Here is a 24809-nt window from a genome sequence, read left to right as displayed (position 1 = left end):
ACTGATACACAAGGTGATACAAACAATTAGTTTTTAATTATTTTAGTTTCAGTGAGATAATTAAAAATATCATTGATTTTCAGTGTGTTGCGATGTTTAATATTCATGTTGAAGGTGCTAGGTTCGGTCTTATAGTGGAATAAGCAAGCTGGTGGGGCCACCACCTGTTTCTGCAATTCTGTTGTCGTTTAACCCATAAGCTGACAAATTTAACCCATAAGCTGACAAAATTTGCACCATAAGCTGACATAGCCTACACCTTGTAGAAAAGCAACGACAAGTTGGTGTGTTATGTACCGTCGGCATCTTAAGCACTCCCGCGTCAAAAACCTCTTCAAGTTCGTTAGCGCTAAGATGAACACCGTCTTCACGGTGGAGTCATCCTTAGAGTTCGATACCTGTTTTCATCTTGAATACTCCTCGACTGTCAAAGAATTCGAAACGCAACCGTTAGGCTACTATTACGAATTTGAAGGGCGTGCATGCCCTTATACCCCGGATTTTCGCGTCGTAGATCATCACGGCAATGCTGGCTTTATTGAGGTCAAGCCATGCGATAAAGTCTCAGACCCTGATTTTCTTAATCGCTTTCCTTTCAAGCAGCAAAAAGCCCTTGTACTTTCTTCGCCATTAAAACTCATAACAGAAAGGCAGATCCGGATTAACCCGATACTGGGAAATCTAAAGCTATTGCATCGCTATTCCGGTTTTCAGAGTTTCACTCCCCTTCATACGATGCTTCTTAGAGCGGTTCGTGAATATGGTCGAATTCAATTATCCAGTTTATGTGATTCTAGCAAGGCTACGCATGGAGCTGTTTTCGCATCAATATTGACGCTTATCGCCATGGGACTCATCAAAAGTGATCTGACCTCACAGGCCTTTGGCGCTAATACAATTGTGTGGACAGAATAATGTGTGCTCAGAAAATTAATCTTGATGATGCTCCATTTGAGGATGAGTTTTCTCAACTCGAAATGCCTTATGAAGGCGAAGCTGTACCTTTACCGATTGCTTTCGATGTTGTATTTGAAAGCAATTCAAGTGATCTCCGCAAAGAAGCCTTACGACGATTGTCGTATATCGAGTGGTTCGAGCATCACCTTTCTGCAGGTTGGACACAAAACAACATGAATGCATTGATGGACGATGCATCTAAGCAATTGGAAAGACCTTTGCCAAATTGGCGTACAATTGTTCATTGGCGGCAACGATACTGTCTACAAGGAAGAAAGTTAATAGCTCTAATTCCTAAAGAAAAAGGAAAGGGAAATCGTTCGAAGCGCCTTGATAGTAGAGATGAAGTTTTCGTTAAAGAGGCCATATCTAGCTTTCTTGACAAGAAAAAGCCTACCATTTCGAAAGCATATAAAAATTACAAAAACAAAGTTAGCGTAGTGAATTTCTCCAATGATGTATCATCACAGATTAAACTGCTATCATACAAGTCATTTTGCAAGAGAGTGCTGCAATCCGATATTTACAAGTACGTGAGTGCAAGAGATGGAAAATATAAATCTGATGTTGAATTCAATTCATATGGAGCATATCTTCCACCGTTATATGTAATGGAGCGCGTTCAAGTTGATCACACAACACTGGATATTGTACTTTTACACGATGAATTACTGGTCCCAATTGGCCGTCCAAGTATAACTGCGCTACTCGATGCATACAGTCATTGCATTGTAGGATTCAATATTAATTTTAGACAACCGAGCTATGAGTCAGTTCGGAACGCATTGCTTAATACAATTCACCCAAAAGATTATATTTCAAATAAATATCCTGGCATACAACATGAATGGCCATGTTGCGGCAAGCCACATACTTTAGTTGTTGATAACGGGGTGGAGTTTTGGAGTGTTAGCCTCGAACATGCATGCAAAGACGCCAACATTAATATTCAATACAATCCTGTGCGAAAGCCATGGTTGAAACCACTAATTGAAAGATTTTTTGGGATACTAAACAGTGATTTTCTCTCTTCTATCCCGGGGAAAACTTTTTCTAACATATTCGATAAAGGTGACTATGATTCGTATAAAGAGGCGGGAATGCGATTCTCAGTATTTTTAAAGTTGTTTCATTATTGGATAGTTGACATTTACCATCAAGATGCAGACAGCAGGCAACGCTATATACCAATTCTATCTTGGGAGCATGGCTGTAATAAACTCCCGCCGCCACAAATCCTTGGAGAGGACCTTGAAGAATTTAACATCAAATTAGGAATGAGCTTCTGGACCACTCACAGAAAAGGAGGTGTTTATAAAAATCACCTTAGGTATGACTCAAATGAGTTGGCTTTTCATCGAATGCATTATCCAGCAAAAACTAAAGGTAGGCGTAAGGTTCTTGTTAAACTTAACCCTCAAGATATATCATATGTTTATGTCTTGATTGATGATGTCGGAAAGTTAATTCGAGTACCTTGTGTTGATCCGACTGGCGAAACACAGGGGTTAAGCCTTGAATCTCACCTAATTAGTATCAAAGTACATCATGATTATATTGGAGGTAAAATTGATGTTATTGGTTTGGCAAAAGTTAGGCTGTATTTAAATGAGCGGATCGAACAAGAATTTGATTATGTGAGAAATGCAAGTCGCAACAAAATCAAGGCTCTTAATAGAATAGCTAAATTCCAAGGTTTGGGCAGTCAGTCTGTAGAGACCTCTTACTCGAATGCTTTTCCTTATGTTCAACAACAAGATGAATTAGTAATAAATGATTCACCCATTACAAATCATGAAGACGATTGGGACAGTTTCACCTCTAATCTGGAGCCCTACTGATGGAGCTATCCAGCACGGATATCGATAACCTCAAATCCTTTATCGACTGCTATGTCGAGACGCCGCTGATTCGCACCATTAAAGATGATTTCGACCGCCTTCGTTATGACAAGCAGTTTCATGGTGAACCAATTTGCATGTTGTTGACCGGTGATACCGGCTCCGGAAAGTCTTCCCTTATACGCCATTATATGGCTCAGTATCCAGAGCAAAGTAACCATGGCTTTGTTCGAAAATCGATATTGGTCAGCCGGATCCCGAGTAAGCCGACACTCGAATCAACCATGGTTGAATTACTCAAGGACTTGGGTCAATGGGGGAGTGAATACCGTTTGCACAGAAGTTCCGCTGAAAGCCTGACCGATGCTCTCATTAAGTGCCTGAAACGATGTGAAACCGAGTTGATCATTATCGATGAATTTCAGGAATTAATGGAAAACAAGACTCGTGAGAAACGCAATCAGATTGCCAATCGGCTCAAATATATCAGTGAAACCGCCAAAATACCGATTGTGCTAGTTGGTATGCCATGGGCTGAAAAAATAGCCGAAGAGCCGCAGTGGGCATCGAGGCTAATGGTGAGAAGAACTATTCCATACTTCAAACTCTCGGATGATACTGAGAGTTTTGTCCGATTTGTCATGGGGCTGGCCAAAAGGATGCCCTTTTCAACACAACCCAAGCTAGAAGCCAAACATACGATTTTCGCGCTATTTTCTTCTTGTAAGGGCAGAGTTCGTGAACTTAAGAACCTGCTCAATGAATCGGTTAAACAGGCGCTGGCCGCTCATTCCGAAACGCTTCAGCATGAACATATCGCCGTTGCTTTTGCGCTGTTTTATCCCGACCAGGTTAACCCTTTTCTACAACCCATCGACAAAATTCTGGCGAGCGAGGTGAAGCAATATTCGCGCTATGAGATCGATGCTACGGGAAAAGATGAGGTGCTGATCCCTCTACAATTTACCGACAAGCTCCCCATCAGCCAGTTATTAAAAAAGCGATAACGTGATTTTTTCTTCCTGGAATGCTAAAACTAAGTATTGCTTAGTACACTTATTCGTATAAGACTAAGAAAATCTTAGCTACCTGACCTTCAGCTAGCAGAGACCCCCATGACAAACCCATTACCCATCAGACTCAAAGCCGCAAGAAAGGCTACGGGTCTGACTCAACAGCAGTTGGGGATGCGATTAGGTATGGAACAGAGTACAGCTAGCGCTAGGATGAACCAGTACGAGAAAGGGAAGCATGCCCCTGACTACCAGACCATGCAACGCATTGCTCAGGAGTTGGGTTATCCGGTGGCCTACTTCTACTGTGATAATGAACTGCTTGCGGAACTGATCTGCATGATGGCAAAGCTTTCTGAAGAGAAACAACGAGAGTTGCTTCAGCAGCTGTCCATCCCCAAACATGCGGAATCACGAGATTCTGCGGAGTGACTCGTCCTCATCGTTTTAGGGCATGTCTCCGCCCATCAATCGATTCTATGGATATAACACGCGCACATGCAGGTGAAAGCAGTGGTTCCAACAGAGCAAGTTGTAGATGTGCGCTGCGATGTCTGTGGAGATAGCTCGATGATGGCTGAGCAGATGAACTATGCCACTTTATCTACCAACTGGGGATAGGGTTCCCGGCATGATGAGGAGAGATATCAAGTGGAACTCTGCGAGAGCTGCTTCTTTGAAGCCCTTGCTAACTTGCGCCAGCCCCATCGGCAAATCAATATGTTTGCTGATGATTATGAGCCTGTAGATCCTGAGCGCTTTGGTCGAGTTGACTGAATGTCGCATCAGAGCCAGAGTGTCCAGCTGATCTAAAAATGTACCTGCTCCGATGGCAATTCAGTGGATCTATGCTAAACCTTAAAACTAAGTAATATTTAGTTTTTTGGGGGCTAAATGCATCTTCTTGTTCGACCTGAACCGTTCGTTGATGAGTCGTTGGAGAGCTTTGTTTTACGCTTGTCCCAAGAGAACGGGTTTGAGCGCTATAGCATCTTCAGTGGCTCAATAAAGAACTGGCTTTACACAACAGATCATGCAGCAGCAGGTGCTTTTCCGCTCGAGCTATCCAGGCTCAACATCTTCCATGCGAGTCGCTCCAGTGGTTTGCGGGTCAGAGCCTTGCAGCTGGCTGATAGATTGACGGATGGGCCTCCATTTGGGTTGTTCCATTTGGCGCTCACGCACTCAGCCATCAGCTTTGGTCATGATCAAAAGGCTGTGCACCGGGCGGGCATCGAAATCCCGTTCCGTTTTATCCGTACCCGACAGATCCCTTGTTGCCCAGCCTGTCTACTCGAGTCAGTGTATGTACGCCAATGTTGGCATTTTAAACCCTACATAGCGTGCCATCGTCATGGCGGGAGACTAATTGATAAGTGCCCGGCCTGTGGTGTGTTTCTGGATTACATGACCAGCGAGTCAATCGACCATTGCCTGTGCGGCTTTGATCTACGTACCGCATCAACGGTTCCGGCTCTTCCCGATGAAATACAATTGTCGGCATTGGCCTATGGCTGTGCTTTCGAATCGTCAAATCCGCTGTTAGCCGCAGAGTCCCTTAGTGCACGTTTTGGCGTACTGCTTTGGTACCAGAAACGCTTCCTCAGTGATCATGGGCCATTGTGTAGCGATAGGGGGCTAGAAAAGGCTATTGGGTACTTTGCGGCATGGCCTGACGCTTTCTGGCAGGAGTTACAGCAGATGGTGGATGACGCGCTCTTGAGGCAGACCAAGCCGCTGAATCATACGGATTTTGTGAATGTATTCGGAAGCGTGCTGGCTGATTGCCGTCAGATTCCTATGCGCAATACGGAGCAAAATTTCATTTTACGAAGCTTGATTGGGTTTTTGACTGACTTGGTCAAACACCACCCTAAAAGCAGAATCACAAACGTAGGCGATATCCTGCTTTCATTGTTAGACACCGCGGTATTGTTATCTACATCTGTTGAGCAGGTGCGTCGATTACACCATGACGGATTTTTGCCGTTGGCGTTCAAACCGACTAGCCGAAATCCGGTATCGCCTCATCGGGGAGTGTTTCACTTACGGCATGTGATCGAGTTACGTCTGGCACGTATGCAGTCCCATCACGATGATACTTCAACCTATCTGCCTGCACGGTGACGATAATGCATCTCCAAAAGCTATTGGGCATCGTGGATCATGGCGAGCGTGATAGGCAGTTAAGACGCCATTTTGCTCCCTATTCCGCGGATATGGATGTTGATGGGCTCGAAGGGGTGGCATTGGTTGTGCTGCTGAATCTGACGCTCAAACGGGATAGGGTTGAAAGCCTCTGTGACGAAAGTCATGCCAGACTGCTTTTGGGCGACGAGAGCCACATGGCGAATTGCCTGAAGACGGTTCGCTGGTTACATACTCACAATCTGAAATATCCTGATGCTCGGGTCAGTGGTCAACGGCTCATAATTGATTCACCACCACTTTTCCCTGGTGTCATCACCAGCGCGGGTTTACCCATGAAAATGGGGTGGGCCCACGATAGTTCCGATATAAACCTGGCCAAGCTGTACAGCACTTCGTTTCGATATCAAGGGGTCAGTACTAACCTGGTATTACAGCTAGTAGCAAGGAGTATGGTATGGGAGCAGGCGTTGACAGGGTTAGGGTTGACGCAACAGCAACTTGATATCTGGTGCCAGCAGTTAGCTAATCATTTGGAGAGCAATATTCTCCCGACTAAAGTTAGCCCATTTTCGAAACAGGTGCGATTTCCATATCGAGGTCACTACTGCTCCGTTACTCCAGTCGTTAGTCATACACTGCTTGTTCTACTACAGAACGTAATTAATGAAAAGAAACTGCATTGTACTCATATACATCATGACCATCCTGCCAGCGTTGGGGGGCTTGGTTGGTGTCCTCGGTGGCAAGGTAGCTGTACTCGATTACCCTCCGCCGGTGAGCCGGGACAAAGCTCGCAGTTTCTCACAGGCTCGTCTTCAACGACTCGCTGATGGTCAAAGCCTGTTTGATCGATCCATTTTTAATGATCATGTATTTATTGATGCACTGAACAATTTGATATCTTGGCCAGGATCGACTCGAAAACAACAGCGGCAATTGCGGCTCTCGGCGCTTCGCTATCTGAGGCGTCAATTGACGATATGGTTAGGGCCGATAATAGAGTTACGGGATGAGATAGAGAATATTGGTCATGGTCTTCCTAGTGGACTGTCAACTGAGAGTGTGGAGCACGGGCTGATCATTAAGCCTCAAAAAATGCTCCCAGACCTCATGTTACAAGTGTCGGGAAGGCTCCATATTGAGCTACAAAACCATCCGGCAGGCAGGCGCTATGCGTATCATCCAGAATTGATGGCACCATTCAAAAGTCAGATCTTATGGTTGCTCAGGCAGTTAGCTGACGATGTGCAAAAGGATGAGCCTCATCTCCCAACATCTTGTTGCTACCTGCATTTGTCTGGATTAACTGTATACGATGCTTCAGCCTTGGCTAATCCCTATCTTTGTGGTATTCCATCACTCTCAGCATTGGCCGGGTTTTGTCATGACTTTGAGCGCCGAACGCGGTCATTGATAACGCAACCTGTTCATTTTGGTGGGATAGCCTGGTACCTGAGTCATTACAGCAGGGTGGCTGGGAAGCATCTACCCGAACTGTCTAAATTGGTAGATCTCAACACAATATCCGCCGTCCGTCGCCCTGGCGTACTCGATGGGAGATACTGCGATCTGGCTATGGATTTGGTGATTGAGATACATGTACCAACCGCCGGTTCCCAGTCCTTCGCAGCCTGTATCGATTTGCTACGAGCTGCACTGCCTGCTCGATTTGCAGGAGGTACGTTGCACCCACCACCGTTGTATGAAGAGCGCAACTGGTGCACGGTTTACCAAGAAAAAAGTGAGTTGTTTACCGTATTGTCCCGTTTGCCACGATATGGATGTTGGATATATCCGTCTGATGATGATTCGCTGAGTGTTGATAGGCTGGGTGAGGCATTAGTGCTCGACCGTCGATTACGCCCGGTTGCGACAGGTTTTGTATTTCTTGAGGAACCTGTCGAGCGGGAGGGTTCTATTGAAGCTCTGCATGTCTACGCAGAGTCTACTATCGGTACGGCACTCTGTATCAATCCAGTGGAAATGAGGTTGGCTGGCCAGAAAAAATTCTTTAGTACTGGTTTTTGGCAGTTGAGTGATGTCGGTGGAGCTATTCTAATGAATGGACACTAAAACTTGGGTTAAATTCATGGAGCTCTGCACCCATCTCAGTTATATCCGTTCGCTATCTCCTGGTAAGGCAGTGTTCTTCTATAAAACAGAGACATCCGATTTTGTGCCTCTGAGAATAGAAGTGGCAAAGATAAGCGGGCAGAAATGTGGTTACACGGAGGGATTTGAGGCCAATTTAAGACCGAAAAACATTGAGCGATATGAATTGGCATATAGCAATCCTCAGACTATCGAGGTCTGTTATGTTCCCCCAAACGTCGATGAGATTTATTGCCGCTTTTCGCTCCGAGTGGAGGCCAACTCATTGCAGCCATATGTTTGCTCCGACCCCGAGGTGTTGTGTGTGATGGTCAGGCTGGCGAAGGTCTATCAGCAACTTGGGGGATACCATGAGTTGGCTCGTCGCTACAGCTCTAATGTGCTCATGGGTACTTGGCTATGGCGCAATCAATTCACCCAGGGCACTGACATCAAGATCAAAACCTCGCTGGGGTCGACATACCATATCCAAGATGCTCGCAGGTTGAGTTGGTCTGGGGGTTGGCCAGAATCAGAGCAAAAACAACTAGAGCAGTTGGCTTATGAAATGGCAAACGCCCTAAGCGAGCCGAATAGGTTTTGGTTCGTCGATGTCACCGCCGCTCTGAAAACGGGTTTTTGCCAAGAAATCTTTCCTAGTCAGAAGTTTACGGAGCGGGCGGAAGAATACGGCGTAGCAAGCCGTCAGCTAGCCACAGCCGAGTGTAGCAATGGTCAGTTGGCTGCCTGCATCAATCCGCAGAAAATTGGTGCAGCCTTGCAACAAATTGATGATTGGTGGGCTGATGATGCGGAGTTGGCGTTACGCGTGCATGAATATGGTGCGGATCACGAGGCGCTGACAACCATGCGACATCCTACCACTGGTCAGGATTTTTATCACTTGCTAGCAAAGGCGGATCAGTTTGCCTCTGATTTGGGTTCACATGAAGGTGGATTGACTGAGCTCCCAGGGGAGGTTCACTATTTGATGGCAGTATTAGTTAAAGGAGGATTGTTCCAGAAAGGAAAGGGGAGATGAACAAACCTCGTTACTTTTTTGCTATTCGTTACCTGCCTGATGATGTTGATTGCGGGTTGTTGGCTGGCCGCTGTATATCAACCCTTCACGGCTTTAACCGAAACCATCCCGATATTCAGATTGGAGTGGCTTTTCCTGAGTGGAGTGATAAAAGTCTAGGTTGTTCGATCGCCTTCGTTAGTACGAGTCAATCCTTGTTGGAGCAATTTAGAGAACGGTCCTATTTTCAGGTAATGCAGGCTGATCATCTCTTTACGCTTAGTCTAGTTCTGGCGGTACCAGATACATGCCAGAGTGTCAGGTTCATTCGGAATCAAAATCTGGCAAAAATGTTTGTCGGAGAACGGAAGCGGCGATTAGCCAGAGCAAAACATAGGGCAGAAGCTAGGGGCGAAGTATTCCAACCTCACATACCTGGCGAGATGAGGGAGATTGGGTTTTTTCATTCAGTTGTAATGCAAAGTGCCAGTAACAATCAAAGTTACATTCTGCATGTACAAAAGTATCGCGATGAACAGAATATTGAGTGCGGTTCCTATAGCAGCTATGGGCTGGCCTCCAATGAACGCTACACTGGGCACGTACCGGATTTGGGAGCGATTGTTTCAACCCTTTTCAGATAGGTGTTATCTTTAGCAAAATAAAAAAACAGTTAGAAAGACACGCAGAAAAATGGTCAAGCTATTGTGTTGACGAATTTCCCATTTTATTCAAGACTGTATATGACAGATGTGCACAGTGAACTGCCGCATAGGCAGCCAAGAACGCAGTATACCAAGCGACCCAAGCGGGTACGTTGTGAACTGCCGCATAGGCAGCCAAGATTAGGACTGGAAGAAAACACCCAAGTGGGGGTCTGTTATCTGCCGTAGAGGCAGGAGTTGTCTAGCCCAGCCTTATGGCTGGGCTTTTTTTGTGGCAAATGTGGTACTGTCCGGGTATCCCTGTATTGGCTAGAGTGACGTGTAGTCGTGGAGCGCTACGTGAAGGATGGCAGCATGAACACATTGAGAAGTCGAGGCACTTCAAACTATGCCTTCACCACAGGAATCTCACTGATGTTAGTTGTGTAGCGGGGGCTGAGCTGCTCCCGTTTCATCATCAACTCCGTAGTGTCCCGGCCACGAGCCGCGAAGTAGACCTTTCCTAATCTTCCCTGATTGATCTGGTCAATCACCTTCATCAGTGCCTCGCTACGGGGATCCTGCTGCCGGTCAGCGAACAGCTCTCTCTGGTGCATGCTGGCTGGGGTAAAGTCGGCCAGCATGACGCCCCCCTTCATATAGCGGACATCATCCCGCCAGATCCGGCGCAGCAGAGGCTCAACCAGAGCTAGCAGGTCACGGGTATCTGAGGTGGATGTCTGCAACCTGATCGATATCTGGTTGCCGTAATAGGTCTCTCGCTCCGAGAAGGGGCTGCTCCGGATAAACAGGGTGACATGGCGACAGTGTTGTCCCTCGACCCGTAGCTTCTCGGCGGTCCGCTCCATGTAACCGGCCAGTGCCTCCCGCATTAGGCCAAACTCGGTAATGCGCTCGCCGAAGCTCCTGCTGCAGATGATCTGCTGCTTGGCCTGGACCAATTGCTCCAGCTCGGCGCAGGGGATCCCCCGCAGCTCTTGCACGGTGCGCTCGACGACGACGCCATACTGACGGCGCAGGCTCTTGGGGTCGGCCACCACCAGGTCAGCCGCAGTGTTGATACCCTGGGCCGTCAGTTTGGCGGTAAGTTTGCGCCCGATCCCCCAGACTTCCTCAACCGGGGTGATGGCCATCAGCTTGGCGCGGCGCCCATCATCATGCAGGTCCACCACGCCGCCGGTGGCCGGCCACTTTTTGGCAGCGTAGTTCGCCAGCTTGGCCAGGGTCTTGGTCGGCGCAATACCGACTCCGACGGTGAGGCCCGTCCACTGTTGCACCCGTTCGCGGATCTGGCGGCCATAGGCCAGCAGGTCGCCTGCCCAAGATTCCCCGAGCTCGATGAACGCTTCATCAATGCTGTAGACCTCGACTGTTGGGGCCATGCTCTCCAGGGTTGTTATCACCCGGTTCGACATGTCGCCGTAGAGGGCGTAGTTGGAGCTGAACCAGATGCCGCCCTGCTCTTCATATACCTCGCGGATCTGGAAGTAGGGCACCCCCATTTTGACCCCCAGCCTTTTGGCCTCTGCCGATCGGGCAACCACGCAGCCATCGTTGTTGGAAAGCACGACTATCGGCACTCCTCTGAGGTCGGGGCGAAACAAGCGCTCGCAGGAGGCATAGAAGTTGTTCACGTCGACCAGGGCAATGGCGGTTGGCATGGCTACCCTCGCCGGGTTTTGCGCAGGACGAAGGTGACGACGCCGAAGATATCCAGCTCCTGCCCTTCTTGCGGGTAGATCGGCGGAAAGTCGGGGTTGCCTGGCAGCAGGGCAGGGACGGGCTGCACCTGCAACTTCTTGACGGTGAACTCGCCATCCAAGCAGGCCAGCACGATGTCGCCGTGGCGAGCTGTGATGGCGCGGTCGATGATCAGCATGTCGCCGTCATTGATGCCTTCCCCAATCATGCTGTGGCCGCTGGCCCGCACATAGAAGGTGGCCGCCGGGTGGGGGACGCAGTGTTGGTTGAGGTCGATGGTCTGTTCCACATAGTCCTGAGCCGGGGAGGGGAACCCGCAGGCGGCAAGGGTGAGGAACAGGGGGATCTCGATGAGAGGTGCATCGATAGCATGGGGAATCATGGTGATATTAACTGTATGAACGTACAGTTATTCTATCTTAGGGATCCGGAAAGATCACTGGTCGGCGATCGGGTCTTGGTAAGGCAAGGGGGTTCGTGGCCAATTATGCTTGGCAGAGGCCGACCTGGTGAGCTTGGGCTCTCATACGATGGAGGGGCTGCTCATGTGCATCAACTACATCCCGACCACCAAGGCGGTGCTGGTGGAATACTTCGGGGTTGATGACCCTGGATACGACTGGAAGGAGGAGGTGTGGCAGGACTACCAGGCACCGATCCTAATCCAGCGAGACGGCCGGCGGCAGGCGCTGATCGCCAGCTATGGGATGGTGCCGAAAAGGAAGGTGCAGCCAGGCAACAAGCACTACACCACGATGAACGCCAGGGCCGAGACGGTGGGTGAAAAGCCGACCTACCGCAACGCCTGGCAGCAGGGGCATCTCTGCCTAGTGCCCATGACCGGTTTCTTCGAGCCCTGCTACGAGAGCGGCAAGGCCGAACGTTGGCGGATCAGCATGGCCGACGGCATGCCCTTCGCGGTGGCCGGCATCTGGCGGGCATGGCAGGAGGAGCAGGGCTACACCTTCAGCTTCTCCCAGCTCACCATCAATGCCGACACCCACCCACTGCTGCGGCGAATGCACAAGCCAGGGGATGAGAAGCGTATCCTGGTCATCGTGTCGCCGGATGACTACGACGCCTGGCTGGGGTGCAAGGACCCTGAACTGGCGCGAACTTATATGATTCAGCAGACCAATGATATGCTGATAGGTTTGCGAGTTCAGAATAAATATAAGAGCAAGCAACGGGGATGATGGTAGACCACTAATTGGTGGTTAACCGGTTGGATTTTTTTGAGATTTACCCAAGCCGTAGTTGTAAAGAACATTCCTATTTATAGCGGCATGAAATTATAATGTTAACGTCATTTTTGATGATTAACGGTGGTTCAACCATGTTCAATAGGAGCCACTTCCATTCTTGCTGCATATAGTACAGCGTATTCATCACTCAATAGCATATCCATGGGTGCCACGCCCCCCAGCCAGCTGTTAGCAGATGCAAACCAACAAGCAATCGAAAGAGCATGGCGGGTACCAGAAAACCCTCTAAGGATAGGCTTCATAATTGGTAATGGCCTACCATCTAAACCTAGTGCATAGGCAGGAAATAGATCGCACCCATTAACTGATAGCGAGAATATCCTCCCGTTGGCCATCCATATATAGGGTAATAAAATTGGGTGATTTCCCCTATAGCCTGCATTAGATAAGACCTCTTGAGCTGTCAACCAAGTTGATAGCTTGACAATGTGATCTTGCAATTCACTCGGGTGTTGCATCATAAGCAGGGAGAGCAAGATGCTGTTAGTGATAAGCTTACTGCAAATTCAAACAAAGTCAGATTATTGTCGACACCGAACAATGGGATATCAGAGGGAGGGTAGGCATATGAGGTCAGAATCATATTCATCACCAAGACAATTCATCCTCATTGCTATCTTTCTTGACAGAAGATGGAGACGCTCGTTCCCGCCGTTTCCCTGCCAACTTTGCTAGTTGCAACGGTGAAATGAGCTGTACCGGCAGGAAGAGGTCCAGCTGGTCGTCCAGGTTCAGCGCAACCATAATGGCAACAAAAACTTCCAGTGATACTTGCCCCTTTTCAGCATTCAAGACCGCTTTTCGAGTGACCCAGGCTTGGTCTGCGAGCTGTTTCTGAGTGATATTTTGGTTCAAACGAGCCCTTTTTAGGCGCATCCCCAATTCTGCCGCCATTGCGGCAGGTGACATATCTCGAAACATTCATTGTACTCAACATAGAACCATATGATTTCAAGGCTACCAATGCTTAATCTCAGAATAAAGTGGCATGCAGCGGGTGGTTGCATTTTGGCCAAGTTCCAATGTCCTCTAAAAGGAACACAAACCCCAAAAACCTGTATCAAGGTTCTATTTATGGATCATTAGCCGAAAGGGAGACGGATGAGATTTTTTTCGAATAACGGATTTTGGTCTTAGCAAAAGGAGTAAGAGGCATGATGACCCCGAATGACCCCGAATGACCCCGAATGACCCAGAGCATGAGTCGGCGTGGAATCTGCTGGGATAACGTGCCGATGGAGGGGTTGCTCAGGAGCCTGAAAACGGAGTGGCTACCAGCAACGGGATAGATGAACCTGCGGGAAGTGAAGTGGGATATCAGTTATTGCCTGATGAATTACTACAACTGGCGGCGGCCACATCAACACAATGATGGGATACCGCCAGCAGAATCCGAAAAGCGGCTTCATTATGTGTCCGGATTTAGTTGACCACTACAGATATAGAGATATAGACGCAATTTGGGAGAGAATGGAACAAAAGTGCAAGGAGGCGATTGATCGCAGGCGTCTGGATGAGGGAGTGATGCAACGTGCGGTGGATCAGTTGGTTACCGGGTTGCAAAATAAGCAGGCTGAGGTTGAGCCGGTGGAGGAGGGGCCAAAGGTTTGCAAATATTTCTTCCTTTAGTCGTCGGAGCTTTCCCTGTATGGCTACTGCTATCGTGATCAGTGTGTCGGCGCCCGCAAACGGGCCAGGCGGTTTCACAGTTATATCCCTGATTAGGGTATATCTGTATTAAAAATTGCTGCTATCAGGTCTTCTCCCTTCCCGCTTTGCTTCGGCTCAAAGTGGAGGCAGGACTCCACAAAGAATTAATTAGTTCATTTTTATCGCTGAGTTTGTCTAGGGGGACGGGGCGGATTTATATTGACTTGCAATACGGAGGTTCATTATTTTCTCATGGTGTTAAATTGCCATTTAATAATGCTTCCTGCTCTGTGAAGCATAGTGATTCGCGAGTTTTATATCTAGACCCAAGGCTATTTGTAGGTAAAGTATTTCGTCCCTGTCGGAAGAATAACGATTCATCAGTCTGACTTGCGAGGCGGCTGATTGGTTGGTTTACCACTACTGTGGTCATGTCTGGTTGTGTAGCCGCAGCGGGAGATCCTTCATCAATTATGACAGGGTCGAATACCAATAGTAAATCCAAATGATATTTTTCATATTTATTGTGTTGATACTTGTAATTGTGCCGCAGTTTTATATTTAAAATGAAGGTGAGGTCAGGAATTGATTTATTTCATGGTCAGTAGTTATATTATAGAAGATTGTTAAATACGATTGTTATTGTGGGGGATAAATGGCGTTTTAGTGGCTTTCTTGACGGGTAGAGGTATGCTGACTATCGCCAAGTTCATGGTGTTTCATTGCTTGGCTGTTCCTGTGCGATGTGAGGCATGCACTATTGCATCCTCCGTATGTGTTCCTTTTTGACTATTGTCAGCCATCACCCCTCATGGTGGTGATGGTTTTCTTTATCAAATTATTTTGGGGCTGAGTGAGGTTGCAGCATGCAATTGAATAAGGTGATTTTTTCACTGGGTTTGGGCGTGATACTCACTGCTTGCGGTGGTAGCGATGACGGTGAGGATAGCGGCAGTACCCAACCTCCTCCGACAATCAGCAGTCGTGTTGTAAGCGGTACGATTCAGCAACTCACTGGGGAACGAATGCAAGTTAATCATCAGTGGATCGAGTTGGTTGGTGCCAAGGTGCAATATGCTGATGATATGTGGGCTGATCCGCTGCAAATTGGAATGGATGTTGAAGTTGTTGTTACGGCTGACAAGGCGGATAAAGTAACACTTAACCCTTTGTTAACTGGGCAGTTGGAAATAGATGACACACGCAGTGAAAATGGAATTTGGAGTGTTAACGGTGTACTGCTGGATAAGGTGGAGGTGGGTCAGAACGCTGGCGACTGGGTGATGGTATTCGGTGAATATGATGCTCAGGGCAGGGTGATTACCAGTGAAGTTACAGTGCTAATCAGTAAGCCTATGTGGTTCGAGATTGAAAACCGTATTGTGGGGCTAGATAGTACTACAGAGACCTTTCTGATGGGCCAGTTCAAAGTTAGTTACGCAGGAGCTCATATTGAAGATGGCCCTTTACAGGAAGGGCGTTGGGCTGAAGTCTTTGGTTTATTGCAGGGTGAGCAACTTAAGGCTGGAAAAGTAGATATAGATGACCGAGATAGTTTGCCTGACCAAAGTGAAATAGAGGGACGGATTCAGTACTTTGAACAGAGTACAGGGTTACTTGAACTCGATCGCCAACGTCAGGTATGGGTAACGGGTACAACCCGCTTTGAAAACGGTTCTCAGGCTAATCTTCAGGTTGGTGTAGAGGTAGAGGTCGAAATTAGACTGGGTAGTCAGGGAATGATTGCAGCTGAAATCGAGTTTGATGATGGTCACACACCATCCCCACCTATTCCAAATCAACAGTTCAAGCTCTCTGGATTGGCTGATTGGGATGGGGGCGTTTTAACCATCAACGGAATTCGATTTGAACTGGATGAGTTGACTAGACTCGGTGATGGATTGACTAAAGACAATTTAGATGGTCGTTGGGTTGAACTTGACGGCATAGTTAGTGCTGGTCTTAATTTAGTTCGTGAAATAGAGCCTGATGAGAAGGATGACAGTCTGGAACTACGAGGGCTAGTATCACTAGGTCAATTGTGGGGCTATCGAGCATCGGACAATTCCCTGGAAAATTATGATGGAAGATGGATGGATCTGGATTGTCATTTTGATGGCAACATGATTAGCAACTGTCGTATGGATGATTAATATAGTTTAATATTATTATTATTTAACCATGCTCGTGGTCAACCACATTTCATGGCGAAAGTTGTTTGTTGGTTTTTAATAAACTCCAGTACTAGAGGGTGCAATAATGAAGAATTTAAATGTAGCAGTTATGGTAGTGTTATTTTCGACTTCGGCTTACAGTGCTGCTGGTTATTCGGGGGCACAAGAGCATAGTAAAATCTCGGTTGCACAGCTGAAAGACTTACCCGATGACAGCTGGGTTACTTTGGAAGGCAAGCTATTTAAGAGCCTCGGTGGTGAAATCTACCTGTTCAGCGATACAAGCGGGCAGGTTGCGGTGGAAATAGAGCAGGACTTGTGGCGTGGTATTACTGTTGGGGCAAGTGATTTTATCCGCATTCGTGGTGAGTTGGATCATACTTTGATCAAGACAGAAATTGATGTGCAATCACTAGAAATAGTTGATGCGAATTCACAAAGTAAAGGGGGCTTTGTTAAAGGTTAGAATGTACAGATCTAGTTATCACCTGACACCGGCCTCAAACCGGTGTCTTGTTTACGCTACTTTAGAGCGAGCTTCCTTCGGTATCAGTTTCAGACTGTAGTGGTCAACTAAATCCGGACACTTGGTTAGGCCGATCCTCGGCTTTTGCGGGCGCGATCCCGTCATTGTGTTGATGTGGACGCCGCCAGTTGTAGTAATCCATCAGGTAGTAACTGATATCCCGCTTCGCTTCTCGCTGGTTCATATAGCCCGTTGCCGGGAGCCATTCTGACTTCAGGCTCCTGAACAACCGCTCCATCGGTGCGTTATCCCAGCAGTTACCACGCCGACTCATGCTCTGGGTCATGCGATAGCGCCACAGCCGCTGCCGAAATGCCCGGCTGCCATATTGGCTGCCTTGGTCGGAGTGAAACAGCACACCTGATGGGCAACCCCGCTGCTGATAGGCCATCTCGAGCGCTTTTATTGCCAGCTCCGCATCAGGTTTGTCAGATATCGCCCAGCCCACGACCCGCCGGGTATGAAGGTCGAGCACTGCGGCCAGGTAATGCCAACGGCCACCGGCCCAGACATAGGTGATATCGCCACACCACACCTGATTGGGTTGCTGGACATCAAATTCACGCGCCAGCAGATTGGGAATATCCGGTCGCTCAGACCGGGCGACCTGATAGCGATGAGCACCCGGTTGCTTGGATACCAGACCGGCCTCCTTCATCAGACTGCGCACTTTGAATCGGCCAATCTGATACCCCAACTCCCGCATCATCGACATCAAGGCGCGGCTGCCCGCTGAGTTCCGGCTTTCTTTGAACAAACGGCGCAACTCGCTGCGTTGCTGCATCCGCTCACGGTTAATCGTCCGCTTGCGGGCCAGATAGTCGTAAAAGCAGGATGTTGGAACATCGAAAGCGCAGCAGACCAGAGTGATGGGGGCTTGCTCTCTTAATCGGTCTATCAGCGCGTACGAGTGAACTCGTCCGTCATCAAGAGAGCCGTAGCCTTTTTTAGAATGTCCTTTTCGCGCTCGAGCCGGTTGATACGGGCTTCCAGCTCCTGGATTTTCTGCTGCTCCGGGGTCAGCGCTTTGCCGATTGGGGTGGTGCCGGTTCGTTCGGATTGAAGCTGCTGAACCCATCGGCGAAGTATGGTTTCACCAACATCCAGTGAACGGCTGGCTTAGGGGACAGAGTATCCCTGGTCGAGTACCAGGGATGCGGCTTCGAGTTTTAATTCAGCAGTAAATGAGCGACGTAATCTTGTCATTGAACACCTCAAGTCATGGTGGCGACTGTACCACCTAAAATGATGTCCGGGATGATTAGACCACTACACTCTTTCAAACGCCTGTGGTACCCGTTTACATGCTGGATGTGGTACGCGCCAACCACGCGCTCACCTTGACGATTGCGCACGACCTGATGGGTCACTCCCTGCGCTTTGCTGAAACTGGCATACACCCCGGCGCCATCGCTACACAACACCGCATCTGACGAGACAAGGGGTGCCAAAAGCGCTATTACCTCTCGGCATTCATTTTCTCCAACTGAAAATCCGCATGGTGGCCAGCCCGGTCCTGAACCACCATCACCGGGATGTAATCCGACCCTGTGCCTCGGGTACGGCCTTTGCCCCCACGATGGCGGGCCGGGCGGGGCAAACCACGTTGCCCTTTAAACGACTCCAGGAAGAAGGTCTCATCAACCTCGACGATCCCCCCTTCCCGTGCCGCCTGGTGGCTCGCCATGGCTTTCAGGAAGCGGTGACGCCACAAAAAGGCGGTGTTTTTACAGACTCCGCAGCGGACGGCTGCCTGTCGCACGGTCAGCCCGTCGATGAGGGCCTGGGCATAGTCTTCCCAGCACTGTGCCTTGCGAAGTCGAGCCAGCGGCGTCTTGGTGAGAACGGAGCTGGTACGCAGACACTGCTTGCAGCGATAGCGACGCAACCCTCGACTCCAGCCCCAGGGGGCCAACTGCGCGGCCTCGGCCTGGCAGTGAGGGCAACATTGGCAAGGGGGGAGTTGGGTGGCTAAAGAGGTGATGGGGTGAGGAGCGGTGAGTTCATGTTGCGCGAGGCGACGCCGGCGCAAAGTGAGCTGTGGGAAAAGAGAGAGTAGATGTTGAAAGGCTTGGGTATCCATGATGGAGGCCCTCAAGGTGATGACCTACTTCAAGCCTTTCAACATGTAATTGGGACAGCGCCATGGAAAAAGGGACACCCAAGAAATGAGGCGGTGCTGGTGATGCGCAAGGAAGGGCTGGCTTACTGGAAGAAGATATCGGGATATCACCGTCGCTCGTTGGCAGAAACAGCGATGTCCCGGTTCAAGCAGTTAATGGCAGGTAGAATCACGCTGAAAAAATAAAACAACCAAGTAGGAGAAGTGATGGCGTATGTGGGCACGATAAACAAACTGAATACCCTTGGTCTACCTGTAAGAAAGCCCCGAGTGTAGCTGTCACCTGGGGCTGGGAAAGTCATGGCTTGCTGATTTAGGCAACAACACCGCTGTAAGGTGTTTCCTAAGGATACTGAAATCTATCAAGTTGTGAGAACAGCGAACGAAATTGTGTGACAAGCCACATTAACCCGGCATCACGTTCTAATGGTTGGTGCCAGTTAATATAAATAGGGCAATTATCTGTTTCCCAAGGAACAGGGAGATTCTGTAAGTTGAACATATCGTGTACTTGTTCTAAGTGCCACTGACTAGTTATGCAAATCCAATCTGTGCGACTTGCTAGAGATAGTGCTGTAAAGATAGAGTTAGATTCATAGGCAATCATTCGTGATGGAAGCGTATCACTAGCAAGACTTTCAACAGCCCATTCATTATTACGTCTAATATCAAGTCCAATATGCTTCTCCTTAAAGAATTGTTCAAAACTAAGAGTCCCCCTAATCCTAGGATGATTAACTCTACAAGCTGAGCGAAGCTCAAGATCTAATAACTTCTCGTTGTAAAATCCAGGTTCATTTATAAATGTGGTTGCTATAATTAGGTCGATGCTGTGCTGCCTTAATGCTTGTTGACGCGAATCCTCTTCTAAATACCTAGGGAGGCATTCAATTTGGCAATTAGGTGCAACCCGTGAGAAATGCTCTATTAATATAGGCAGTACAATTAGATCTATATCAGGGTGACTGGCAATACGAAATTTTCGTACACTCGTTTGAGGGTCAAAAGCACTACTTGATTTAAAGGCCCTCTCGATAGAGTAAAGTGGCCCTTGCACTTCTTGGTGCAAACTTAAGGCTCGATTTGTGGGATTAATCCCCCGTCCTTGTCGTAGAAATAATGGTTCATCAATCAGACGGGTAAGTCGAGCCATGGCTTGACTGACTGCAGCTGTAGTCATCCCCAAGTGTGTTGCTGCTGCAGTGATACCTCCAGTTGCCATAACACAGTTAAATATTTTGAGCAAATTCAAATCAATGTTCTCATTTTTCATTTAATTGAACCATGATGGTTTGTTAATAGTTATCCATTAGTATAACTGACACATATTGAAAAGCCATTATGTAATCTGTGTGAAACTTCATTGATTGAAACGTTACTGTTGGCAATAACACTCAATTAAGTGGTTGTGGATTTGCTTATTGGGTATTGTGAAATATTTTAGCGCTAAACATTTTTTGTTGAGGCTGTAGTGGTCAACAAATCTGGATATTCTGTTAGGCCGATCCTAGACTGTGTTCACGACATGCTGGTTCCTGTCCGCCAATTGTTCCCGCAAGTAACGAAGGCAGAAAGCCAGCTTGATAAAAGCTGCAAAACTTCCCGCTAGCTTTTCATATCTCGTTGAGAATCGGCGAAACTTCTTCGTCCATCTGAAGCACCGCTCAACCTGCTAGTGAGAGAGCTATAAACAATGAATTAGCCTCATAGGCAATTTTTCGTGGTGGCAGGTCATCTGTAGCCAGACGTTCTATTGCCAAGTTATGACCCCATTTTATATATTATTCAATATTCTTCTTAGCAAAACGCTCAGGTTTTAGTGTGAGAAAATCATGGCTAAATTTATTTGGAATGTTGTTCGAAGCTCAAAATTATATATTTTATTCAGGGTAAGGCTCAGGCTCGTTTATGGCTGATGGTCTATTGTTATTGCTTGCAATATGAACTTGTTAAGTTGCCTCGTTTTTCCATTCTTGATAAATTTGTTAAATTTAATCGTGTAGGCTGAAACTAAGAACATGTATGAAACTAATAGCGGCAATGGTGTTGTGACAGGTATTACTGACAGTGACGCCATTATTACTGCCTCCCGAATGGAAAAAAGAGAAATATTGTCTGCGTCATGCCAGTTGAAAGTTACGGGCGAAGGAACTGTAGTCGCGTGGGGGACTGGCGCAACTTGTGGATCTACTATTGCTGTTCAAGATCGGTTGACCCATGTTAGAACAATATATTCGACGGTGTCTGGGGCATGTGCAGCGCTGAAATCAGACGGAAGTGTGGTTACCTGGGGGGACTCTGACTCTGGTGGGAATAGTTCTACGGTTAAGGATCAGTTGACTAATGTGACTACGATAGTTGGTGGCAATGCTGCATTTGCAGCGTTGAAATCAGATGGCAATGTGGTGACATGGGGGCGCTCGGGTTACGGTGCGGACAGCTCTAGTGTTCAAGAGCAGTTAACCAATGTTGTGAAGATATTTGCTTCGGAGGCTGCATTTGCAGCACTGAAATCAGATGGCACTGTGGTTACGTGGGGCGCTGACGACTACGGTGGGAATAGCTCTGTTGTTCAAGGGCAGTTGACCAATGTGACGATGATATATCCAGCGATAGCATCATTTGCAGCGCTGAAATCAGATGGCAGTGTGGTGACGTGGGGAAATAGCGGTTATGGCGGGGACAGCTCTAGTGTTCAGGATCAATTGACCAATGTGACGACGATATATGGTAAATATTATGCATTCGCAGCGTTGAAATCAGATGGCAGTGTGGTGACGTGGGGAAATAGCGGCCTTGGAGGGAATAATTCTGCTGAGCAGGATCAATTGACTAATGTAACGACGGTATATTCTACGTCTGGTGCATTTGCAGCACTGAAATCAGATGGCAGTGTGGTGGCATGGGGAGATGGCCCCTTCGGTGGGGACATCTCCGCGGTTCAGGAGCAGTTGACCAATGTAACGACGGTATATACTACGTATGGTTCATTTGCAGCACTGAAATCAGATGGCAGTGTGGTGACGTGGGGAAATGGCACTTTCGGTGGGGACAGTTCCGCTGTTAAGGAGCAGTTGACCAATGTAACGAGTATATCTTCTACATATGCTGCATTTGCGGCGATGAAATCAGACGGCAATGTGGTGACGTGGGGAGAAGGCTCCTATGGTGGGGACAGCTCCGCTGTTCAGGAGCAGTTGACCAATGTGGAGAAAATATTTTCTAACTCGGCGTATGGAGCTGCATTCGCAGCACTCACTTCAAACGGCAATGTGGTGGCGTGGTCGGAGGGCAATTTTGGTGGAGACAACTCTACTGTTCAAGAACAGTTGGTCAATGTTCTCACAATATTCTCTCTACCTGGTTCCTTCGCGGCACTTATTCCTGATGAGTGAAGCGACGTTCACATTAAGCAATATCTGAAATGCAGAATGATGTTGTGAAGGTGCGCTCAAGTAGTTTATATCTCTCGGTCACACTTTACTATCCAGCCCCACCGGAGGTGCGCTTAAAATGATTCATAAATTAATTAAATAAAAGGAATTTTGCAGTCAATGTCCGCACGTTTTTCACATTGAGAGAAACCCACATGGCCCCGCATAGTCGGGGCTTTTTTTGCATATGGTTCCGTATGGGTAAAGCGAATTCGAGTGGAATGGTGAGCGAACCTAGGTTGTATTTTCAAAGTGGTTGAAAAATGGCCTCCCCATTCTATGGGGCACAATTCCTCCAGAAATGCCGCATTCTTCTACTTCAAAACCACCTAAACAGGCCTCTTTAGAGACCCTTTTCATGATTGAAAATTGCGCTGCCTGATATTTGAACGCTTTGAGAGCATAACCTAGGTTTCTGCTGGTGGTATCCCATCATTGAATTGATGTGAGCGCTGCCAATTGTTGTAATCCATCAGGTAATAGCTGATATCACGTTTCGCTTTCTGCAGGTTTGTATACCCCGTTGCTGGAAGTTACTCCATTTTCAGACTTCTGAACAGCCAGCTACTGAAATCATCGGCGAAGCACGGTTTCACCAACATCCAGTGAACGACTAGCGTTGGGAACTGTATATCCCTGGCCGAGCGCCAAGGGGCGCTTCTAGTTTGAGTTCGGCAGCGAATGAGAGACGTAATCTTGTCATTGGGCACCACCGGTCATGGTGGCGACTGTACAACCTAAGATGGTGTCTGGGGCGATTAGGCCGCTAGAATGTCACTGTCATTTGGGGTTAAGGGCGTTGCATCCTGACGGCTTATTTTGGAAATAACGCCGACGTAATGAAACAATTAATTTGACTATTGTTATTGTTTGCAATAAATGCTCATTAAGTGTTCTTATTCGTTTTCTTTGGGTAAAGTACGCATCGAATTTTATAGAGCTTGCACTAAAGCAGTGAGTGAAGTGAGCAATTGTTCTCATAGCTCCCGCCATGTTTGTTGTGCTTGTTGGGTGGCTTGCGCACCTACTTTATCTGCGCACCTACTTTATCGTTGTTAAATCTATTATAGAGCGAGTGAAGAAATGAAAAAGACTATATTAATGGCCATTGTTATGGGCGCTATGGGTGTTACTGGTACAGTTTCCGCTGCTGAACAAGCGTCCGCCACCTTCACCTGGTCCGGTACCGTACCCATGGGGCCCACCTCCAATGGCTTCATCATTAAAGACACCGTTGGTAATGATATACAACGTGGTTCATTGGTGTTTTCTGTGGATGCCGCTGGCAAAGGTACTCTGACCAGCGCGAGCACTCTGAGCTTTAATGTGTTTGACTATACTGACGATACCGTGGGTGCTCCCGCCAGCACTTATAGTTACCAACTGACCAGCGTTCAAGCTACCAAGGGGGGGTTGCCGCAGGAGCAAGATGCTCAGGGATATTATGCGATTATGGCAGATGGCGCTAAAGTGGAAGTCAATGGTCTCCCAATCGATAAGGCTGAGGGCGGTGTTACCAACCTGACAGTTGTTCCCTCGGGTGTCGCCCTGCCATCCAACCAACCTATTGCTGGCGAAGCGGTAGATGTACATGCACGCATCGTTATCAGTAATGCAGTACTGTAATTTCATCGCGATGTCAGGGTGATGAAGGAGGGGAGGGGGAGAAATCCCCCTTTTTCTGTTTTGTTATTTTATAACGTCAATGACTAAGGCTCTGTCTATGCGTATATTTATCGCTATATTAGTGTCGTACTATTGCGCATTTGCATCTATTTCTTGGGCCGCCCCGCTTGAACGCAGCTTGCCTGTGTCTGTGTTCATTACGACGAACCAAGCAGCTCCTGGTCTGGAGATTGTTGCAGATAAATATATTTTTCAATCCGTGTATGATGTGTCACTAAAAACTTTTTTGCCGCTAATAATTCCATTTAGCGTGCGCTCAGTGACAGGGCAAAACGTCTCATACGACCTTTTTATGTCGCATCTCGGTGGTCAGTGCAATGATCAACCGCTTAGTCTTACGGTGACCTCTATGCAGGGGGGGGAGCCAATTGTTCTGAATGAAAAGCATCGTTTTTCCGGCATTGAAAATGAGCACGGCGTTGTAATTTCTTTCCCTGTTATTCCTCAATCAGATCTCTCGCAGCAATGCGAGGGCCATATTGGCATGATAGCAGAGCCAGTGGTGTAGGTGA

18 protein-coding genes and 6 pseudogenes are annotated in these 24809 nt (G+C 47.8%); 16 read left to right on the top strand and 8 right to left on the bottom strand.

The window, feature by feature from the left end:
• Nucleotides 1–354: 354 nt before the first annotated feature.
• From ACFWHB_RS11840 to cas6f, 8 genes are all read left to right on the top strand, one after another.
• Nucleotides 355–915, top strand: a complete 561-nt coding sequence (locus ACFWHB_RS11840) for a Tn7 transposase TnsA N-terminal domain-containing protein (RefSeq protein ID WP_395948466.1) — start codon at nucleotides 355–357, stop codon at nucleotides 913–915.
• Nucleotides 915–2798, top strand: coding sequence for a hypothetical protein (locus ACFWHB_RS11835; protein ID WP_395948465.1), 1884 nt, complete (start codon nucleotides 915–917; stop codon nucleotides 2796–2798). Before ACFWHB_RS11840 ends, ACFWHB_RS11835 begins: the two co-directional genes overlap by 1 nt.
• Complete coding sequence (locus ACFWHB_RS11830) at nucleotides 2798–3805, top strand: TniB family NTP-binding protein (protein ID WP_395948464.1); 1008 nt, start codon at nucleotides 2798–2800, stop codon at nucleotides 3803–3805. The genes ACFWHB_RS11835 and ACFWHB_RS11830 overlap by 1 nt, the downstream gene beginning before the upstream one ends.
• Before the next feature lie 108 nt (nucleotides 3806–3913).
• Entirely contained in the window at nucleotides 3914–4243 is a 330-nt protein-coding gene (locus tag ACFWHB_RS11825; protein ID WP_395948463.1) for a helix-turn-helix domain-containing protein, read from the top strand.
• Between the two features lie 462 nt (nucleotides 4244–4705).
• A complete protein-coding gene (locus ACFWHB_RS11820; RefSeq protein WP_395948462.1) occupies nucleotides 4706–5938 on the top strand; it encodes a TniQ family protein in 1233 nt (410 codons plus the stop codon).
• A 720-nt stretch (nucleotides 5939–6658) separates the two neighbouring features.
• Nucleotides 6659–8035 (top strand): type I-F CRISPR-associated protein Csy2, encoded by a 1377-nt coding sequence (locus ACFWHB_RS11815; RefSeq protein ID WP_395948461.1) that lies wholly within the window; start codon nucleotides 6659–6661, stop codon nucleotides 8033–8035.
• Nucleotides 8025–9095 carry a type I-F CRISPR-associated protein Csy3 gene (gene csy3, locus ACFWHB_RS11810; RefSeq protein ID WP_395948460.1) on the top strand — a complete coding sequence of 357 codons (1071 nt, stop codon included), beginning with the start codon at nucleotides 8025–8027 and terminating at the stop codon, nucleotides 9093–9095. The genes ACFWHB_RS11815 and csy3 overlap by 11 nt, the downstream gene beginning before the upstream one ends.
• Nucleotides 9092–9718 (top strand): type I-F CRISPR-associated endoribonuclease Cas6/Csy4, encoded by a 627-nt coding sequence (gene cas6f / locus ACFWHB_RS11805; protein WP_395948459.1) that lies wholly within the window; start codon nucleotides 9092–9094, stop codon nucleotides 9716–9718. Before csy3 ends, cas6f begins: the two co-directional genes overlap by 4 nt.
• Nucleotides 9719–10125: 407 nt before the next feature.
• Here the strand turns inward: cas6f and umuC are convergent, their stop codons facing one another.
• Nucleotides 10126–11400 (bottom strand): translesion error-prone DNA polymerase V subunit UmuC, encoded by a 1275-nt coding sequence (gene umuC, locus ACFWHB_RS11800; protein ID WP_395948458.1) that lies wholly within the window; start codon nucleotides 11398–11400, stop codon nucleotides 10126–10128.
• Nucleotides 11401–11402: 2 nt separating this feature from the next.
• Nucleotides 11403–11822 (bottom strand): translesion error-prone DNA polymerase V autoproteolytic subunit, encoded by a 420-nt coding sequence (umuD, locus tag ACFWHB_RS11795; protein WP_395948457.1) that lies wholly within the window; start codon nucleotides 11820–11822, stop codon nucleotides 11403–11405.
• Between the two features lie 163 nt (nucleotides 11823–11985).
• Here umuD and ACFWHB_RS11790 point away from each other — a divergent pair, with 163 nt between their 5' ends.
• On the top strand, nucleotides 11986–12636 hold the full coding sequence (locus tag ACFWHB_RS11790) for an SOS response-associated peptidase (protein WP_395948456.1): 651 nt from the start codon (nucleotides 11986–11988) through the stop codon (nucleotides 12634–12636).
• A 657-nt stretch (nucleotides 12637–13293) separates the two neighbouring features.
• On the opposite strand, the gene ACFWHB_RS11785 is transcribed toward ACFWHB_RS11790, so the two are convergent.
• Nucleotides 13294–13614 carry a helix-turn-helix transcriptional regulator gene (locus ACFWHB_RS11785; RefSeq protein WP_395948455.1) on the bottom strand — a complete coding sequence of 107 codons (321 nt, stop codon included), beginning with the start codon at nucleotides 13612–13614 and terminating at the stop codon, nucleotides 13294–13296.
• Between the two features lie 275 nt (nucleotides 13615–13889).
• Here ACFWHB_RS11785 and ACFWHB_RS11780 point away from each other — a divergent pair.
• The 3 genes and pseudogenes from ACFWHB_RS11780 to ACFWHB_RS11770 all read left to right on the top strand — a co-directional run.
• Nucleotides 13890–14135, top strand: a pseudogene (locus ACFWHB_RS11780) (integrase core domain-containing protein); the annotation flags it as partial.
• Between the two features lie 1086 nt (nucleotides 14136–15221).
• On the top strand, nucleotides 15222–16508 hold the full coding sequence (locus ACFWHB_RS11775) for a DUF5666 domain-containing protein (protein WP_395948454.1): 1287 nt from the start codon (nucleotides 15222–15224) through the stop codon (nucleotides 16506–16508).
• 106 nt (nucleotides 16509–16614) lie between these two features.
• Nucleotides 16615–16995, top strand: a complete 381-nt coding sequence (locus tag ACFWHB_RS11770; RefSeq protein WP_395948453.1) for a YgiW/YdeI family stress tolerance OB fold protein — start codon at nucleotides 16615–16617, stop codon at nucleotides 16993–16995.
• Between the two features lie 103 nt (nucleotides 16996–17098).
• Here ACFWHB_RS11770 and ACFWHB_RS11765 read toward each other — a convergent pair.
• Nucleotides 17099–18261, bottom strand: a pseudogene (locus ACFWHB_RS11765) (IS3 family transposase).
• Between the two features lie 68 nt (nucleotides 18262–18329).
• Nucleotides 18330–19138: pseudogene (locus ACFWHB_RS11760) on the bottom strand (IS1595 family transposase); the annotation flags it as partial.
• A gap of 63 nt (nucleotides 19139–19201) precedes the next feature.
• Here ACFWHB_RS11760 and ACFWHB_RS11755 point away from each other — a divergent pair.
• Nucleotides 19202–19453, top strand: a pseudogene (locus ACFWHB_RS11755) (IS5/IS1182 family transposase); the annotation flags it as partial.
• 67 nt (nucleotides 19454–19520) lie between these two features.
• On the opposite strand, the gene ACFWHB_RS11750 reads toward ACFWHB_RS11755, so the two are convergent.
• Nucleotides 19521–20450: a LysR substrate-binding domain-containing protein gene (locus ACFWHB_RS11750; RefSeq protein ID WP_395948452.1), complete on the bottom strand. Its 930-nt coding sequence runs from the start codon at nucleotides 20448–20450 to the stop codon at nucleotides 19521–19523.
• A gap of 745 nt (nucleotides 20451–21195) precedes the next feature.
• Here ACFWHB_RS11750 and ACFWHB_RS11745 point away from each other — a divergent pair.
• A complete protein-coding gene (locus tag ACFWHB_RS11745) occupies nucleotides 21196–22572 on the top strand; it encodes a hypothetical protein (RefSeq protein ID WP_395948451.1) in 1377 nt (458 codons plus the stop codon).
• 446 nt (nucleotides 22573–23018) lie between these two features.
• Here the strand turns inward: ACFWHB_RS11745 and ACFWHB_RS11740 are convergent.
• Together ACFWHB_RS11740 and ACFWHB_RS11735 are read right to left on the bottom strand one after the other, a co-directional pair.
• Nucleotides 23019–23171, bottom strand: a pseudogene (locus ACFWHB_RS11740) (IS3 family transposase); the annotation flags it as partial.
• Between the two features lie 16 nt (nucleotides 23172–23187).
• Nucleotides 23188–23314: pseudogene (locus tag ACFWHB_RS11735) on the bottom strand (IS3 family transposase); the annotation flags it as partial.
• A 380-nt stretch (nucleotides 23315–23694) separates the two neighbouring features.
• Here ACFWHB_RS11735 and ACFWHB_RS11730 point away from each other — a divergent pair.
• Both ACFWHB_RS11730 and ACFWHB_RS11725 read left to right on the top strand, forming a co-directional pair.
• Nucleotides 23695–24237 carry a hypothetical protein gene (locus tag ACFWHB_RS11730; protein ID WP_395948450.1) on the top strand — a complete coding sequence of 181 codons (543 nt, stop codon included), beginning with the start codon at nucleotides 23695–23697 and terminating at the stop codon, nucleotides 24235–24237.
• Nucleotides 24238–24334: 97 nt separating this feature from the next.
• Complete coding sequence (locus ACFWHB_RS11725) at nucleotides 24335–24805, top strand: hypothetical protein (RefSeq protein ID WP_395948449.1); 471 nt, start codon at nucleotides 24335–24337, stop codon at nucleotides 24803–24805.
• Nucleotides 24806–24809: the final 4 nt, after the last annotated feature.

Origin of the sequence: Aeromonas mytilicola subsp. aquatica (assembly GCF_044336385.1) — a bacterium.
GTDB lineage: Bacteria > Pseudomonadota > Gammaproteobacteria > Enterobacterales > Aeromonadaceae > Aeromonas > Aeromonas rivipollensis.
The sequence above is the reverse complement of the archived record's forward strand: the minus strand, read 5'-3'. Positions and strand labels throughout refer to the sequence as shown.